This is a genomic window from Streptomyces sp. NPDC029164 (genome assembly GCF_055563995.1).
Genome location: NZ_JBVHWW010000003.1, coordinates 96,647 through 112,539 on the forward strand (window position 1 = coordinate 96,647; position 15,893 = coordinate 112,539).

Sequence of the window (15,893 nt, forward strand, 5' to 3'; positions counted from 1 at the left end):
CCGGCCTTTCCGGTCACAGGGGGTTTTCGCCAGTGAAGCAAGGCATCGGGGGCGAAACGACTGGTCCCGGCCACGGAAAGGAACGAGGCGGCCGGGGGTCGTTCTGGAGAATCAACCAAGAGGCTCACCGCGTGGTTCGCCTAGCATTTACGATGGCTCAGCCTCTATTCACCTCGCGAATGTGGGCGCTGCCCACCGCAAGGAGTCCCGCCGTGCACGTCCTCGACCTGCTCCAGCTCGACAGCCTCGGCCTCAGCCTGCTCTGGGGAGAGGAAGCCCTTCTCGGCCAAGAGGTCGTCGGGGTCACCGCGACCGACCTGGAGGAGCCCGGCCGGTTCCTGGGGCCCGGAGAGCTCGTGCTGAGCGGACTGGTGTGGTGGTCCGAGGGGGACGAGGCCAAGGCGGATCGTTTCGTCACCGCCCTCGCCGATGCCGGTGCCACCGCGCTGCTCGCCGGGGAGGAGACCCACGGGAGGGTCCCCGACGAACTGGTGGCCGCCTGCCGGGCCCACCGGGTGCCGATCGTGGCCGTCCCGGCCCGGACCAGCTTCCGGGCGGTGACCGAAGCGGTGTACCTGCGTCAGTGGGGCGACCTGAGCCGGCGTCCGACCCGGCTCTTCGCCCTGCCCGAGAACGTGCGCGGCGAGCTGAGCCGGCTCGTCGAGGGCGGTGCCGGCCCCGCCGAACTGCTGGACCGGGCCTGCGCGCACCTGGGCCGGGTGTCCTGCTACCTGCTCACCGCGAGCGGCCGCACGGTGGCCCGTACCCCGTCGGCGCCCGAGCTCCCCGCCGCCCGGGCGTCGGCCGCCTCCGCGCGGGGCGGGGTCTGGCTGCGGATCGAGGCCGAGAGTTCCCCGTACGACGCCTGGCAGCTGCACGTCCCGGCCCCGGACGCGGCGCCTCCGCGCGTGCTCCACGAGATCGCCGACGTGCTCGCCCAGTGCCGCGGCGGCCAGGCGCGCCGGCTCGCCGCGGACCGGGTGGCCGGACAGCGGCTGATCGCCCTGCTGGAGGGGACCCCGGCGGGCCCCGCACCGGCGGACACGGGGGCCCTGGAGGAGGCGCTGGCCGCGGCCGGGCTGCCCCCGGGCGGGTCGTACCGGGTCCTGACGGCGACCTCGGGCGACGCCCTGGCGGAGGGTCTGCGGCACCTCGACAACGCCTCGTACGCAGTGGGGGGTTCGGTGGCGGTGCTGCACGAGGACCCGGACTCCGCGGGCGACGCGGCGGACCGGCTCCGCGCGGTGTGGCCGCTGCTGCGGCGGTGCGGTGGGCCGCAGGCGGACCTCCGGCTGGGCGTGGGGGCCAAGGCCGCGGGAGCGGAGGGGCTGCGCGCCTCGCTCAGCCAGGCCCGGTTCGCGCTGACGGCGGCGGACGAGGCCGTTCCGGTGCGCGAGGCCGAACAGTTGGACACCCTCGCCGAGCTGATGGCGGGGGTCCCGCCGGAGGTACGGTCCGTGTTCGCGACGCGGATCCTGGGGGCGCTCGGGGACGGGATGCTGCGGGAGACCCTGGAGGTCTTCCTGGCGAACAACTGCTCCTGGGCGCGCACGGCGGAGGCGCTCCACCTGCACGTCAACACCGTGCACTATCGGATCGAGCGGGTGGAGGTCCTGACGGGCCGCGACCTGTCCCGCCTCGACCACAAGCTGGACCTGTACGCGGCGCTGCGCTGCGGGTGACGGGGCGCCGGGCCGCGGGTGACGGGGCGCCGGGCGAGTGACCGGGGCGGGGGAGGATGACCGGGCGGGGGAGGGCGACCGCGCGCCCGGCGGGCAGGGGCCGGCCCGGCTACGTCAGGTCGATGTGGACCTCGGTGGACTTCACGCGGGCCGTCACCATCGCCCCGACCGTGATGCCGAGCTCCTCGACCGACTCCCTGGTCACCACGGCCACCACCCGGTGCGGCCCCGACTGGATCTCCACCTGGGCCGCCACGTCGTCGAGCCGCACGGCGGTGACGATCCCGGCGAAGGCGTTGCGGACGGACGTGACGGCCGTGCCCGACGGCAGGGGACGCAGCCCGGCGGCACGGTCCTTGGCGAAGGCGGCGAGGGCCACCCCGTCGACGATCCGCGATCCGTCCGGGCCGCGGCCTGCCGGCAGCCGTCCCGTCTCGGCCCACCGGCGGACGGTCTCGGGGCTCACGCGCAGCAACTGGGCGGCCTGCCCCATGGAATACGACGGCACGCCCGCAGCATAGGGGGTGCCCCGCCGGTCCCGCCGGGCGGGAGACGCCGAGGCACCCGGGCCGGCGGTCCCGGGTGCCTCGCCGTGCTCTTGCCTGCCGCCGGTGGCTGCCGCGCCTGGCGGCACTGGCCCGTTCGGGGGCCGGTGACGACCGTGCCCGTCTGTACCGGTTCCGGCTCGTTGCCCTCACAGTGCAGCGGTCCGGTGACCCGGTTGGACCGGAAGCGGGGCCGCTCTGCCACGAGGGCAAAGGAAAAGGCAAGGAGGTAGAACCACTCCTTGCCACTCTCAACTTATAGCGCACAGGGGGGCTTGCGGCAAGGCCCCGGCCGTGAGGCAAACTTCGCGGACCGAGGTCCGACCTGCAGAAACGGGAGATCCGCCACGTGTGTGTGCTGTTGTCGAGTTGTCCGTCGTACGACCTCGGATCGGAGCTGATGCCGTGAACTCCCTGACCACAACCAGCGCGTTCGACCTTCCCGAGCGCCTCTCCGGCAAGGCCGAAGCGGCGCTGATCGACCGCGACGAGCAGCACTTCGCGGCCATCTCGGAGAGCCTCGCCCAGTCGATCGCCGAACTGTCCGACCGCCTGGAGGCCGCGCGCAAGGCGCCCGGTGGCATCGGCCGCGAGGCGATGGACCGGGACGCGGAGATCCACCGCCTGACCAGTCGCCTGCGCACCCTGCGCCGCTTCGGCCTGGACCTGTGCCTGGGGCACGTCGTCGGCGCGGACGACGCCGAGCCCGTCTACATCGGACGCCTCGGCCTCACCGACAGCACCGGGCACCGGCTGCTGGTCGACTGGCGTTCCCCCGCGGCCGAGCCGTTCTTCGCGGCGACCCACGCGCATCCGATGGGCCTGGCGAGCCGCCGCAGGTACCGCTGGACCCGCGGCCGGATCAGCGACTACTGGGACGAGGTGTTCACCGCCGACGGGCTCGAAGGGCACGCCGCGCTCGACGACCAGTCCGCCTTCATCGCCAGCCTGGGCACCAACCGCTCGCCGCGGATGCGCGACGTGCTCGCCACCATCCAGGCCGACCAGGACGCCGTCATCCGGGCGGGATCCCGAGGGGCCCTCGTCGTCGACGGCGGACCGGGCACCGGCAAGACCGTCGTCGCCCTGCACCGGGCCGCGCACCTGCTCTACTCCGACCCCCGCCTCGGCCACCGCCGCGGCGGCGTGCTCTTCGTCGGTCCGCACGAGCCCTACCTGGCCTACGTCGCCGACGTCCTGCCCAGCCTCGGCGAGGAGGGCGTGCAGACCTGCACCCTGCGCGACCTCGTCACCGAAGGGGCCGCGGCGGCGGTCGAGACCGACGCGGACGTGGCCCGGCTGAAGTCGTCCGCGGGCCTGGTGAAGGCGATCGAGGCGGCCGTCCGCATCTACGAGGAGCCGCCCACCGAGGGGATGGAGGTGGAGACCCCCTGGTCCGACCTGTGGCTGAGCGCCGACGACTGGGCGGTGGCGTTCGACGCGGTGGAGCCCGGCACCCCGCACAACGAGGCGCACGACCAGATCCGGGAGGAACTGGCCACGATCCTCATGGACAAGGACGACGGCGACGCCCCGCCCCACCTGCTGCGGAGGGCGCTGCTCCAGGACCGGGCGCTGCTCAAGGCCCTGCACCGGGCGTGGCCGATGATCGAGGCGACCGACCTCGTCGGGGACCTGTGGTCGGTGCCCGCCTACCTGCGCAAGTGCGCTCCCTGGCTCGGCCCCGACGAGGTGCGCGCGCTGCAGCGTACGGACACCCACGCCTGGACGGTGTCCGACCTGCCGCTCCTGGACGCGGCCCGGCAGCGGCTCGGCGACGCGGAGGCCTCCGTACGCAAGCGCCGGCACGACGCGGCCGTCGCCGCCGAACGCGCGCGCCGGTCCGACGCCATCGACAGCCTGCTGCAGAACGTCGTGCTCGACGAGAGCGAGGGCGCGGTGGGGATGCTGCGCGGCGCGGACCTGCAGGACACCCTGGTCGACGAGAGCGCACTGTCGCGCGCCGAACCGGACCTGCTGGGCGGCCCGTTCGCCCACATCGTCGTGGACGAGGCCCAGGAACTGACCGACGCGGAGTGGCAGATGCTGCTGCTGCGCTGTCCGTCCCGGAGCTTCACCATCGTCGGCGACCGCGCGCAGGCCCGACAGGGGTTCACGGAGTCGTGGCGGGAACGGCTCGAACGGGTCGGGCTCGACCGGATCGACGTGGCCTCCCTGAGCGTCAACTACCGCACGCCGGAAGAGGTCATGGCGTACGCCGAGCCGGCCATCCGCGCCGCGCTCCCGGACGCCAACGTGCCGACCTCCATCCGCAGCAGCGGGATCCCCGTCGCACACGGCTCCGTCGCGGAGCTGGACTCGGTCCTCGACACGTGGCTCGCCGCGCATGCCGAGGGGGTCGCCTGTGTCATCGCCACCGGTGACCTCGGCGAGGGCGCGATCCGGCCGGCGTCGCGCGTCCGGTCGCTGACGCCGGAACTGACGAAGGGGCTCGAATTCGACCTCGTCGTCCTCATCGACCCGGAGACGTTCGGCGAGGGCGTCGAGGGAGCCGTCAGCCGCTACGTCGCGATGACCCGCGCGACCCAGCAGCTCGTCATCCTCACGAGCTCCTAGGCCGTCCTCGCCAAGGGACGGGCCGCCGGGCGGAGGCGGCCCGCCCACTGCCCCCGTGCCGGGTCAGCGGCGGGGTGCCATGTCGTAGGTGACCCACATGGTGCGGGTGGCCACCTGGTCGTACTTCGACCGCGCGCGGTGGTTGTCGTCCGCGGTGATCCAGCGGACCACGCTCCAGCCGCGCTCGGCCGCGAGTTCGCGCAGGGCGGCGAGCAGCCGGTCGGCGGCGCCCGAGCCGCGGTGTTCGGGCGCCACGAACAGGTCGTCGAGGAAGCAGCCGACCGTCGCGGAGAGCGGCCGGGCGAAGGGGCGGTAGTGGGCGAGACCGAGGAGGCGGCCGGAGGCGTCCTCGGCGACCAGGGCGCTGACCTCGTGGCCGGGGTCGGTCACCCAGGACCAGACGGTGGCGGCGGCCTCCTCGGTCTGCTCCACCTTGTAGAAGTCGGCGTACCCGCCGTAGAGGGCGCGCCACTGGGCGAAGTCCTCGGCCCGTACGGCACGCACGTGGATGTCGGACATGTGACGGGGCTCCCGTGATCGAAGGAAGGCGGTGGGGGAGGAGCGCACGCGCTCCTCCCCCGGGGCAGGGAATCGATCATGCGGGAGCCGGGCGGCCGCGTCAGGTGCCGGGATGGAGCAAGACGGGCCGCCGGGGTGCCACGGTGGACGGGTGGCCCACCGCACCGGGCCGCCAGGCGCTGTGGGTCAGGACCCGGCGGTGCGGTCAGGCGGGCGGCTGGACGATGTTGACCATCCAGATGGTGCCGAAGCGGTCCGTGCACATGCCGAAGACGTCGCCCCACATCTGCTTCTCCAGCGGGACCGTGACGGTGCCGCCGGCGGAGAGCTTGGACCAGTAGTCGCGCAGTTCGTCGGCCTCGTCGCCGCTCACGCTCACCGAGATGTTGTTCCCGGGCTTGTTCTCCGAGCCCGGCGGGTTGTCGGCGCCCATGAGCGTGAAGCCGTTGGGGGTCTCGAGCATGCTGTGCATGATCATGTCGTCGGAGCCCCCGGCCTCCTTCCCGCTGCCGAAGTCACCGTACGTGTTCACCGTCAGGGTGCCGCCGAAGACCCCCTTGTAGAAATCCATGGCCTGCCGGGCGTTGCCGTTGAAGCTGATGTACGGATTGAGACGAGAAGGCACGGGTTTCCCTTTCGCGAAGATGCGGCATTTTTTGCCAGATTAGGCGAAACGCCGCCGATGGCACGGCCCGACTCCCCGGCCCTCGCGGCACCCCGTTCGCGAAAAAAGACCCCATGGCCGACTGGGTGCGCCCCGGGGCCCGCCACCGCGCGATCACCGCGCGATCACGGCGCAATCACGGCGGCGTCCGCATAATGGGTGGAGGTATCGACGGGCGGAAGGGGTCGTCTCGTGCCATCGGCTCGGCCGGGGGGCGAGGAGGCTCACGGCCCGTTCTGGTCCGAGCCGGGGACGCTGCTGGAGCACGTGCGCGTGGCCGTCTTCGGCATCGACGACCACGGCCTCGTCTGCTACTGGGGGCCCGGCGCGGGGGAACTCTTCGGGTACGACTCCGCCGCCATCCTGTCGAAGCCCGCCGCCCTCCTCTTCGCCGACGAGAACGGCGGCGAATCCGTCTCCGGTGCCCGGCTGGCGGAGAACGGCAGAACCCTCGGGTACTGGAGGGGCCGGCTGGCGGCGCGACACCGCGACGGCACGGCCTTCGACTGCGGCTTCCGGGTCTTCCCCGTCACCGGAGCCGGCAGCGGTCCGGTGGTGATGGGCCTGGCCAGCCGCAGCGACGAGCTCGACCGCGTCAAGACCAACCTCGCCTTCCTCGACGCCCTCTTCGAGACCTGCCCGATCGGTCTGGTCATGCTCGACCCGGACCTCCGGTACGTCCACCTCAACCAGGTGCTCGCCGACATGGACGGCCTGCCGATCGAGGCGCACCTCGGGCGCCGCATGGACGAGATCATGATCATGTCCGACGGGGGCGAGTACGAGCGCATGCTCCGCGCCGTCGCCCAGGGCGGCGAACCGGTCGTCGGGGCGCTGGTGGGCACGCGCCCGCAGGGGCATCCGGACCGCGACCAGGTGCGGTCGGTGAGCTTCTTCCCGCTGAGCGAGGCGGTCGGCTCGCGACCGGGGGTGGGCGGACTGATGGTCGACGTGACGGACCGGGAACAGGCCATCCTGGAAGCCACCGCCAGCCGCCGGCGCCTCGCCCTGCTGGACGGGGCCTCCACGCGCATCGGGACCACCCTCGACGTGAACCAGACGGCCCAGGAGCTGGTCGACGCGTCCATGCCGGACTTCTGCGACGGCGCCGTGGTCGAAGTCGTGGAGTGGATGGACGAGTCGGAGGACTTCGACCCGGCGCGGCCGCTGTACACCCGCAGGATCGCCTCCGGGACGATCCTCCCCGGGCCGGCGATCGAGCTCGTCAGCGGGGTGGACAAGATCCGCTACCCGCCCGGCTCCGTCATGCACGACATGCTGGGCACCGGACGCGCCCTCTCCGCCGTCGTCAACGAGGAGTTCCTGGCCCGGAGCGTCGCCATCGAGTCACGCGCGCGCCTCTTCGCCGAGAGCGGGGTGACCGGGGTCCTCGTCGCCCCGCTCATCGCCCGGGGCACCGTACAGGGCATCGCCATGTTCGGCCGGTCCGCGGGCCGGCCGGCCTTCACCCAGGACGACGTCAACCTCGCCGGCGAGCTCGCCTCGCGCGCCGCGATCTGCCTCGACAACGCCCGTCTGTACTCCCGAGTCCAGGACATCGCCCTCACCCTGCAGCGGGCGCTGTTGCCCACCGCCCTGGCGAGCAGCCCCTACGTGGACGTGGCCCACCGGTACGTGCCCGGCAGCCGGATCACCGAGGTCGGCGGGGACTGGTACGACGTGATCAACCTGTCCGACGGGCGGGTCGCGCTCGTGGTGGGCGACGTGATGGGGCACGGAGTGACGGCGGCCGCCGCCATGGGCCGCCTCCGCATCACCACCCAGGCCCTGTCCCGGCACGACAGCGAACCCGACGACCTGCTCACCGAGCTCGACGCGTGCGCCCGGGAGAGCGGCATCGAGCTCGCGACCTGCCTGTGCATCGTCTACGACCCGCGGAGCGGACGCGCTCGCATCGCCAGCGCCGGCCACCCCCCGCCCCTGGTGCTGCACCCGGACGGCACCGTGGAGACCATCGGCGAGGTCCTCGGCGTCCCGCTCGGTGTCGGCGGCTGCCCCTTCCGGGCGACGGAGGTCGAACTGCCGAAGGACGCGATCCTCGTCCTCTACACCGACGGCCTCATCGAAGCGCGCGGCCGGGACATCGAGGCCGGCCTGGACGCGCTGCGCACCGAACTGGCCAAGGGACACGGCTCGTTGGATGAGCGGGCGGACCGCGCCCTCGCCGGCCTGCTGTCCGCCCCGCCGACCGACGACACCGTCCTCGTCCTCGCCCGGGTCCACCGCGCGCCGTGAACGCACGGACTACGATCGTGTGACGGCAGGAGCGGCCCCGCCGAAGCGCGGCAGCCGTAGTGGGGCTGCCGTAGTGGGGCTGCCGTACCGCACGGCCGAGGAGACCGCTCTTGTCCGACTCCGACGAGATCACGCGCTGGTTGTCCGCGCGCGCCCTGCCCCTCACCACCCTTTCCGCCGGCGAACCGTACGAGGACCTGCGGCCGTTGTACGAGGTCCTGAAGGGTGTGCGCGTCGTAGGCCTCGGTGAATCCACCCACGGCACACGGGAGTTCTTCCTGCTCAAGCACCGGCTGCTGGAATTCCTGGTCCGCGAGATGGGGTTCAGGGCGCTGGCGATGGAGGCCAGCGAATCGGCGGCCCTGGCCGTGGACGCCTACGTGGCGGGCGGCGCGGGCGATGCCGGGCGCCTGGTCTCCCGGCTGGACTTCTGGACCTGGCGGACCCACGAGATCCTCGCGATGGTCGAGTGGATGCGCGAACACAACCGCACGGTCCCGGCCGCCGACCGGGTGCGCTTCGTCGGCATCGACCCGCAGCGCTGCGCGGACTCCGCCGCCGCGGTCGGCACCTTCCTGGAGCAGGCCGCGCCCACGACCGCCGAGTCCGTACGGGAGAGCCTGCGCGTCCTCGCCGCCTGCCGGCCCGGGGCGCGGCCGGACCCCGCCCGGCGTCTGTACGAGGAGGCCGGTGAGCTGGCCGGCTTCCTGGAGGAGCACCGGGCGCGCCTCGCCGCCCGCACGAGTCCCGAGGCGGCCGACGACGCGATCCGGCACGCGCGGATCCTGGTCCGCTGCGCCGATCTGATCACCCTGCCCCTGGAGCCGGACCCCGGAGAGGAGAGCCTGTACGCCGTCCGGGACCGCCACATGGCCCGGGCCGTCGACGCGCTGGTGGACGGCACCGGCGAGCGTGTCGCCGTATGGGCGCACAACGGGCACATCGCGAAGGGCACGTACGGGGCCGGGGTGCCCGCGCTCGGGAGCCTGCTGCACGCCCGCCACGGCGAGACCTACTACGCACTCGGCCTGCTCTTCGGGAAGGGCCGGTTCCGGGCCCGCCGGGGCATCGGCACCGCCGGCCCGGCGGTCCCGCACCGCATCGGCGGCGACGGCCGCTCGGTCGAATCCCGGCTGACGGCCGCCGTACCGGGCGACTACCTGGTCGACCTGCGGGGCGGGGAGGCGCAGGCGGTGCCCGCCGTACGGGAATGGCTGCGCGGGCCCGGCCAACAGCGCAGCTTCGGCGCCAGCGTCCCCCGGTTCACCTACCGCTTCCACCTCGCACCGCTCGTCCCCGCCCAGGAGTACGACGGCCTCGCCTTCGTGGCGAAGTCGACCTGCTCCCGCCCCCTGGCGTGATCCCATGTGCGCCGGGGCAGGGCTCACGCGTCAACGGCACACACACCAGGAGGTTCCACATGGCCGGCTCGGCCCGGCACCGGCTGTTCTCGCACGGCACGCTGCGGTTCCGCGAGGTCCGGCTCACGCGGTTCGGCAGGCTGCTCGAAGGGACGCCCGACGCACTGCCCGGATACCGGATGACCTACGCCAGGACCCAGGTCGTCCCGCGCTCGGGCACGAAGGCATGGGCCTACCTGGACGCCTACCTGGAGGCGACGCCGGCCACCTCCGCCTGATCCGGCTGCCCGCCGGTCGCCGCCCCACCGCGCTCGCGGCCGACCACATCGCCCCTGTCAGTGGTGTACGTCACAGTTGAGGGAAGTGGCAGCACGTACCCGGCGTCCGAGGTGATCTCCATGAGGAACGCGATCCAGGCCGAAGGTCTGGCGAAGCGGTTCAAGCAGACCCGTGCACTGGCCGGTGTGGATCTCCAGGTGCCGGCCGGCAGCGTCCTCGGCCTGCTCGGTCCCAACGGAGCGGGCAAGACGACCGCCGTCCGCATCTTCGCCACCCTCCTGCAGCCGGACGCCGGGCGCGCGGAGGTCGGTGGGTACGACGTCGTGCGGCAGGCGGGCCGGGTCCGGGCGCTGATCGGGCTGACGGGCCAGTACGCCGCCGTGGACGAGAACCTCACCGGTACGGAGAACCTGCTGATGATCGGGCGGCTGCTCGGCCTGCCGCGCGGCCAGGCCCGGGCGCGGTCGGCGGAACTGCTCGGCCGCTTCCAGCTGAGCGACGCGGCGGGACGGGCCGCCAAGACGTACTCGGGCGGCATGCGACGACGTCTCGACCTGGCGGCCAGCCTGGTGGGGCGGCCCCGGATCCTCTTTCTGGACGAGCCGACCACCGGTCTCGATCCGCACAGCCGCGGTGAGGTCTGGGACATGCTGCGCACGCTGGTCTCGGAGGGCGTGACGGTCCTGCTGACCACGCAGTATCTGGACGAGGCGGACCGGCTGGCCGACAGCATCGTCGTGATCGACAAGGGCCGGGTGATCGCCAACGGGACGCCCGACGGTCTGAAGTCGCAGGTCGGCGGCCAGGTGCTCCAGCTGAGGCCGGCCCACGCCGCCGACCTCGACACGGCGCACGCCTTGCTCACCGAGGAAGCGGGCTCCCGGGCCAAGATCGAGGGCGACGAGATCACCGTGCCGGTCAAGGACCCGGAGCTGATGCCGAGCGTGGTGCGCCGGCTGGACCAGGCGGGCATCGCCGTGGCCGAGCTGACCCTGCGGCGCTCTTCCCTCGACGAGGTGTTCATGGTCCTCACGGGCCACCGGGCCGAGCCGGCGCCCGAGCAGGGCGAGGGCGACGACGAGCAGTACGCGGCAGCGGGGAGCCTGTCATGACCACCGCCTCCACCTCCCTGACCGACACCCTCGGCGGCAGCGGCCGGGTGCACCCCCTGGCGGCCCTGCGGCAGACGGGGACGCTGGCGTGGCGCAGCCTGGTCTCCGTCAAGCACAACCCGCTGGAACTCGTCGACTACAGCATTTCGCCGATCATGTTCGTGTTCCTGTTCACCTACGTCTTCGGCGGACAGATGGCCGGATCCCCGCAGGAGTACCTCCAGTACGCGCTCGCCGGGATCATCGTCCAGAACACGCTCTTCATGAGCATGTACACCGCCATGGCCCTGAACACCGACCTCACCAAGGGCGTCTTCGACCGCCTCCGCAGTCTGCCCATCGCCCGCGGGGCGCCGCTGTTCGGCCGCATCACGGCCGACCTGGCCAAACAGCTCTGGGCGATGCTCCTGATGATCGGCCTCGGCGCCCTGCTGGGCTTCGAGGTCACCGGCGGCGCCGCGGGCTTCCTCGGCGGGCTCCTGCTGCTGCTGACCTTCGCCGCCGCCGTCGCGTGGACGGCGGTACTGATCGGGATGCTGGCCGGCGACGCGGAGAAGGTGCAGGTCTTCGCCTTCACGCTGATCTTCCCGATCACCTTCACGAGCAGCGCGTTCGTGGAGGTCGACACGATGCCCGGCTGGCTCCAGGCCTGGGTGAACGTCAACCCCGTCACCCACCTGTCGGACGCCTTCCGGGGCCTGCTGCTCGGCACCCCGGCAGGCGAGGCGATCATGTGGTCCCTGATCTGGGCCGCGGGCATCGCCGTGGTCTTCATGCCCCTGGGCATGCGCGCGTACCGTTCCAGGGCTTGAGGACGCGGGCACCGGCCGGTGGGCCCGCCCGGGTGTGCCCGGGCTCAGCTCCGCGCCGGGGCGAGCACCACGAAGTCCGCGTTCGCGAGGTCGAGGCAGACGGCGAGCCGGCCGACGCCCTCGGCGTCCTCCGGTCCCCTCTGCACGCTGCCACCGTTCCCGGTGACCCTGGCGACCGCGGCGTCGCAGTCGTCGACGGCGAAGACCGGGTGCCAGTACGGCCGCCCGCCCGTCAGGGCGAGGTGCTCCTCGGGCAGCTCCATGAGGCCGCCGTGCATGCGCTCCTCGGGCAGCCCGGCCGGGGTGATCAGGGCGTACGTGCCCCCGCCGCCCGGCAGCGGCATATCGCTGAACCGCCAGCCGAGGAGACCGCCGTAGAACTCCTTGGCGGCCGCGGCGTCGCTCGTGTACAGCTCCGTCCAGCACAGTGAGCCCGGCTCGTCCACCAGCTGGACCCCGCTGTCCTTGCCCGGCTGCCACACGGCGAACTGGGCACCCAGCGGGTCGTCGTACTGCGCCATCCGCCCCCACTCGTCGAGGTCCCTCGGCGGCACGCGCACCGCGCCTCCGGCGCTCTCGACGGCCCGGGTCGTGGCGTCCGCGTCGGCGACGCTGTAGTAGACCATCCAGGCCGAGCGTGCTCCCTCCTCGGTGAGCTTGCCGAGCCCGGCGACGATCTTGCCGTCCTTCCGGAACATCCCGCCTTCCAGCTCCTCGCTCTCGCCCATGGGCTCGTAGTCCCATCCGAGCACCGCGCCGTAGAAGGCCGCGGCGGCGGGGACGTAGGGCGCGCCGAGGTCGATCCAGCAGGGGGAACCGGGGACGAAGTCAGTGGTGATCATGGTCGATCCCTTCGCTACTGGAGTTCGGACAGGTCGACCGAGTCGGCGGGGGCGGGGGGTTTGGCCCGGACGGGCTCGTCGAAGGCGGAGAAGGAGGCCTCCACCCGCTCGCCGGAGCCGTCGGTGCCCTCGATGCGCAGGAGGTACGGCTCGTCCTCGGTGGAGACCTGGTAGCTGCCCGTCCTGTCGTCCTGCCGGCTGTTGACGGTGATGGCCGGCCGGCCGTCAACGGTGGTGCGCGCACCCTTGTCGAGCTGTTCGTTCGCCGGTTTCGACGTGAACTCCTTCTTGTAGAAGTCGAGGTCGCAGAATTCGGCGAAGTCGCTCAGCACTGGGCTGCTCGTGGTGCCGTGCAGATAACGGCCGTTGATGAGCGCGATCGCGTCGTCGGCCGTGCCGCCCGGCACTTGGGCCCGCAGCAGCTCGTCGTCCAGCTTCATCCACACGTCGACGCCGCGTTTGACGACGTCGGCCGTGCCCGTACCGCCGGGAGGGGTGACGGTGCCGACGCAGTTGCCCCGCGCGTCGAACCGGAGGTCCAGAGCGGTGGTGCCCGACCCGTCGGTCACCTTGGCCGCCATGCGCATGGACGTGAGCCCCGACATGGCCTCGCGGGCGGCCGCCGCGATGGCCGGGGCGCTCTTGTCGGCGATGCCGTTGTCATCGGCCCTCGCGGCGCCCGTGCCCGGGCCGGCGAACACCAGCAGAGTGACGGTTCCGGCGGCCGCGCATCGGGCCGCTGCTGCCCGGGGTGCAGACATCGGGCATCACCTCCCTCTGGCAGCGTAGGTCCGCGCGGCGGCGGGCGCAGTCCGGGCGGGCGCCGGCTCTCGTGCCGCCCGCGCGATTGCCGCAGAGTGGGCGTCCGCACACCACACGACCCAGGGAGTTCCGCTGTGGCCACGACCTCCGAGACACCGGGGACGACGCCCGCCGACCAGCCTGCCGTCCGGATCGAGGCGGACGGCCCGGTCCGTACGGTGATCCTCAGCCGCCCCGGCGTCCGCAACGCGGTGGACGGCCCGACTCGCCGACGCCTTCCGGGTGTTCGAGGAGGACGAGGAGGCATCCGTCGCCGTGTTGTGGGGCGAGGGCGGTACGTTCTGCGCCGGCGCGGACCTCAAGGCCGTCGGCACCGATCGCGGCAACCGGGTGCCGGCCGAGGGCGACGGGCCGATGGGCCCCACGCGGATGCGCCTGACCAAACCGGTGATCGCCGCGGTCAGCGGCCACGCGGTGGCGGGCGGGCTCGAACTGGCCCTGTGGTGCGACCTGCGGGTGGCCGAGGAGGACGCGACCTTCGGCGTGTTCTGCCGCCGCTGGGGCGTGCCGCTGATCGACGGCGGTACGGTGCGGCTGCCGCGCCTGATCGGCGAGAGCCGCGCGATGGACCTGATCCTCACCGGCCGCCCCGTGAGCGCCGCCGAGGCGTACGGGATCGGGCTCGTCAACCGCCTCGTACCGTCCGGGGAAGCCCGCCGGGCGGCGGAGCGGCTGGCCCACGAGATCGCCGGGTTCCCGCAGTCGTGCCTGCGGCACGACAGGCTCTCCGTACGGGAGCAGCACGGGCTGGGCGAGGCGGAAGCCCTGGCCGCCGAGTACCGGCACGGCCTCGTTCCGCTCGCCGCGGGTGAGACCCAGGCCGGCGCCGACCGGTTCGCGGGCGGCGCCGGGCGGCACGGCTCCTTCACCGGCTGAGACGCGGCCCCCGGCCGGTGTGCGGGGGCATCATGGCGGTGTGAACGGGTTCCCGACCACCAGTGGCGGAGCCGGTGTCCCCGGCTTCCTCGGGGTGGCTCCCACGCCCCGGACCGCCGTCGTGTGGCTTCCCCCGGCCGGACTGTGGCCCCCCATCCAGAGCATCCGGGCCGAGCACGACCCCCAGATCCGCCGCTGGCCCCCGCACGTGAACCTGATCTTCGGCTTCGTCCCCGAGGACGAGTTCGCCGGGGCGGCCCCGCTGCTGGCCGCCGCGGCCGCCGGCATCCGGCCGTTCTCCGTCCGCCTGAGCGGAGTGCGCACCTTCCGGCACCGCGCCTGCGCCACGGTGTGGCTGGACCCCGCCGCGGCCGGCCCGGCCCCCTGGACGGCGCTTCAGGAGGCACTGGTGGAGCCCTTCCCCGCATGCCGGGGCCGGTTCCCGTCCTTCACGCCGCACCTGTCACTGGGGCGCACCCACGACCCCCGGGGGCTGGCCGCGGAGTGCGCGGCCCGCCTGGGCAGCATGGCGGCGCGGGTCGACGAGATCGTGCTGCTCGCCCGCAGGGGCGAGGAGCCCATGCGGCCCCGCGCCACGATCCGGCTGGGCACGGGCGGCCTCCACTGGCACGGCGATCAGTCCTTCTCGGCGTGATCCGGCTCGTGCCCCCGCTCGTGATCTCGCTCGCGGTCTTCGCCGGGTTGCTCGCCCGCGACGAGGAGTTCACCCACCGCCTCCGTGAGGACGGCGCGGGCCGAGGCCGGCATGCCCGCGTCGGTCACGAACCAGTCGGCCCGGTCCAGCGCGGCGAAACCGCTGAGCCCGACCACCCCCCACTTGCTGTGGTCGGCCACGACGGCGATCCGGCGCGCCGAGGCGACCAGGGCCCGGTTGGTCTGGGCCTCCGTGAGATTGGGGGTGGTCAGCCCCGCCTCCTCCGCCACCCCGTGGGCGCCGAGGATCAGCAGGTCCACGTGGAGGGAGCCGATCACCAGGTCGGCGAGCGGGCCGACCAGCGCGGCCGAGGGGGTGGGGGAGCCGCCGGTGAGCAGCAGGGTGGGGGCGGTGCCCGCGGCGTCGTGGTCGGCGGCCCGCACCAGATCGGCCACCGGGAGGGAGTTGGTGACGATCGTGAGCCGCGGGACGCCGAGCAGCCGGGTGGCGACCGCGTGCGCGGTGGTGCCGCCCGAGAGCGCGACCACGCTGCCCGGTTCCACCAGGGTCGCGGCCGTGTCCGCGATGGCGGCCTTGGCGGCCGCCTCCAGAGCGGACTTGGCGTCGAACCCGGGCTCGTGTCCGCTGGCCCCGGCGGTGGCGACGGCCCCGCCGTAGACCTTCTCCACGGCGCCGCGCCGGGCCAGGGCGTCCAGGTCCCGGCGGATCGTCATGTCCGAGACGCCGAGCTGTCCCACCAGGTCCGCCACCCGTACCGAGCCGTCGCGCCGGACGGCGTCGAGGATGAAGACGCGTCGCTGGTGGGCCAGCTGCGCAGCCTGCTGCTCGGCCACAGGTCACTCCCGGGCGTCGGGGAATCCACACAGAAAG

The 15,893-nt window shown here is 73.1% G+C and carries 14 protein-coding genes and 1 pseudogene; 9 read left to right on the forward strand and 6 right to left on the reverse strand.

The window, feature by feature from the left end; genetic code table 11:
• The first annotated feature begins 212 nt into the window (after positions 1-212).
• Positions 213-1,682 (forward strand): PucR family transcriptional regulator, encoded by a 1,470-nt coding sequence (locus ACZ4VT_RS04565; RefSeq protein ID WP_467946554.1) that lies wholly within the window; start codon positions 213-215, stop codon positions 1,680-1,682.
• 109 nt (positions 1,683-1,791) lie between these two features.
• Here the strand turns inward: ACZ4VT_RS04565 and ACZ4VT_RS04570 are convergent, their stop codons facing one another.
• Positions 1,792-2,190 carry a TOBE domain-containing protein gene (locus tag ACZ4VT_RS04570; RefSeq protein WP_467946556.1) on the reverse strand — a complete coding sequence of 133 codons (399 nt, stop codon included), beginning with the start codon at positions 2,188-2,190 and terminating at the stop codon, positions 1,792-1,794.
• A 442-nt stretch (positions 2,191-2,632) separates the two neighbouring features.
• Here ACZ4VT_RS04570 and helR point away from each other — a divergent pair, with 442 nt between their 5' ends.
• Positions 2,633-4,804, forward strand: a complete 2,172-nt coding sequence (gene helR, locus ACZ4VT_RS04575; protein ID WP_467946558.1) for an RNA polymerase recycling motor ATPase HelR — start codon at positions 2,633-2,635, stop codon at positions 4,802-4,804.
• Between the two features lie 63 nt (positions 4,805-4,867).
• Here helR and ACZ4VT_RS04580 read toward each other — a convergent pair whose 3' ends face one another.
• A complete protein-coding gene (locus tag ACZ4VT_RS04580) occupies positions 4,868-5,323 on the reverse strand; it encodes a GNAT family N-acetyltransferase (protein WP_467946560.1) in 456 nt (151 codons plus the stop codon).
• Between the two features lie 205 nt (positions 5,324-5,528).
• On the reverse strand, positions 5,529-5,948 hold the full coding sequence (locus tag ACZ4VT_RS04585) for a VOC family protein (protein ID WP_467946562.1): 420 nt from the start codon (positions 5,946-5,948) through the stop codon (positions 5,529-5,531).
• Positions 5,949-6,179: 231 nt separating this feature from the next.
• On the opposite strand from ACZ4VT_RS04585, the gene ACZ4VT_RS04590 reads away from it, so the two are divergent.
• From ACZ4VT_RS04590 to ACZ4VT_RS04610, 5 genes are all read left to right on the forward strand, one after another.
• Positions 6,180-8,243 carry a SpoIIE family protein phosphatase gene (locus tag ACZ4VT_RS04590; RefSeq protein ID WP_467946564.1) on the forward strand — a complete coding sequence of 688 codons (2,064 nt, stop codon included), beginning with the start codon at positions 6,180-6,182 and terminating at the stop codon, positions 8,241-8,243.
• A 110-nt stretch (positions 8,244-8,353) separates the two neighbouring features.
• Positions 8,354-9,604, forward strand: a complete 1,251-nt coding sequence (locus tag ACZ4VT_RS04595) for an erythromycin esterase family protein (RefSeq protein WP_467946566.1) — start codon at positions 8,354-8,356, stop codon at positions 9,602-9,604.
• A gap of 59 nt (positions 9,605-9,663) precedes the next feature.
• Positions 9,664-9,882 carry a hypothetical protein gene (locus ACZ4VT_RS04600; protein ID WP_467946568.1) on the forward strand — a complete coding sequence of 73 codons (219 nt, stop codon included), beginning with the start codon at positions 9,664-9,666 and terminating at the stop codon, positions 9,880-9,882.
• Between the two features lie 120 nt (positions 9,883-10,002).
• On the forward strand, positions 10,003-10,995 hold the full coding sequence (locus ACZ4VT_RS04605) for an ATP-binding cassette domain-containing protein (protein WP_467946570.1): 993 nt from the start codon (positions 10,003-10,005) through the stop codon (positions 10,993-10,995).
• Entirely contained in the window at positions 10,992-11,807 is an 816-nt protein-coding gene (locus ACZ4VT_RS04610; protein WP_467946572.1) for an ABC transporter permease, read from the forward strand. Before ACZ4VT_RS04605 ends, ACZ4VT_RS04610 begins: the two co-directional genes overlap by 4 nt.
• Before the next feature lie 44 nt (positions 11,808-11,851).
• On the opposite strand, the gene ACZ4VT_RS04615 is transcribed toward ACZ4VT_RS04610, so the two are convergent.
• Together ACZ4VT_RS04615 and ACZ4VT_RS04620 are read right to left on the reverse strand one after the other, a co-directional pair.
• The gene (locus ACZ4VT_RS04615; RefSeq protein WP_467946574.1) at positions 11,852-12,649 is read right to left on the reverse strand and encodes a VOC family protein; all 798 of its coding nucleotides are present in this window, start codon (positions 12,647-12,649) and stop codon (positions 11,852-11,854) included.
• Between the two features lie 14 nt (positions 12,650-12,663).
• Positions 12,664-13,410, reverse strand: coding sequence for a hypothetical protein (locus tag ACZ4VT_RS04620; protein WP_467946576.1), 747 nt, complete (start codon positions 13,408-13,410; stop codon positions 12,664-12,666).
• A gap of 135 nt (positions 13,411-13,545) precedes the next feature.
• Here ACZ4VT_RS04620 and ACZ4VT_RS04625 point away from each other — a divergent pair.
• Together ACZ4VT_RS04625 and ACZ4VT_RS04630 are read left to right on the forward strand one after the other, a co-directional pair.
• Positions 13,546-14,347 (forward strand): annotated as a pseudogene (locus ACZ4VT_RS04625) (crotonase/enoyl-CoA hydratase family protein).
• Positions 14,348-14,387: 40 nt separating this feature from the next.
• Entirely contained in the window at positions 14,388-15,002 is a 615-nt protein-coding gene (locus ACZ4VT_RS04630) for a 2'-5' RNA ligase family protein (RefSeq protein ID WP_467946578.1), read from the forward strand.
• Here the strand turns inward: ACZ4VT_RS04630 and ACZ4VT_RS04635 are convergent.
• Positions 14,984-15,856, reverse strand: coding sequence for a DeoR/GlpR family DNA-binding transcription regulator (locus ACZ4VT_RS04635; protein ID WP_467946580.1), 873 nt, complete (start codon positions 15,854-15,856; stop codon positions 14,984-14,986). The two genes, ACZ4VT_RS04630 and ACZ4VT_RS04635, sit on opposite strands and share 19 nt — an antisense overlap.
• Between the last annotated feature and the right edge of the window lie 37 nt (positions 15,857-15,893).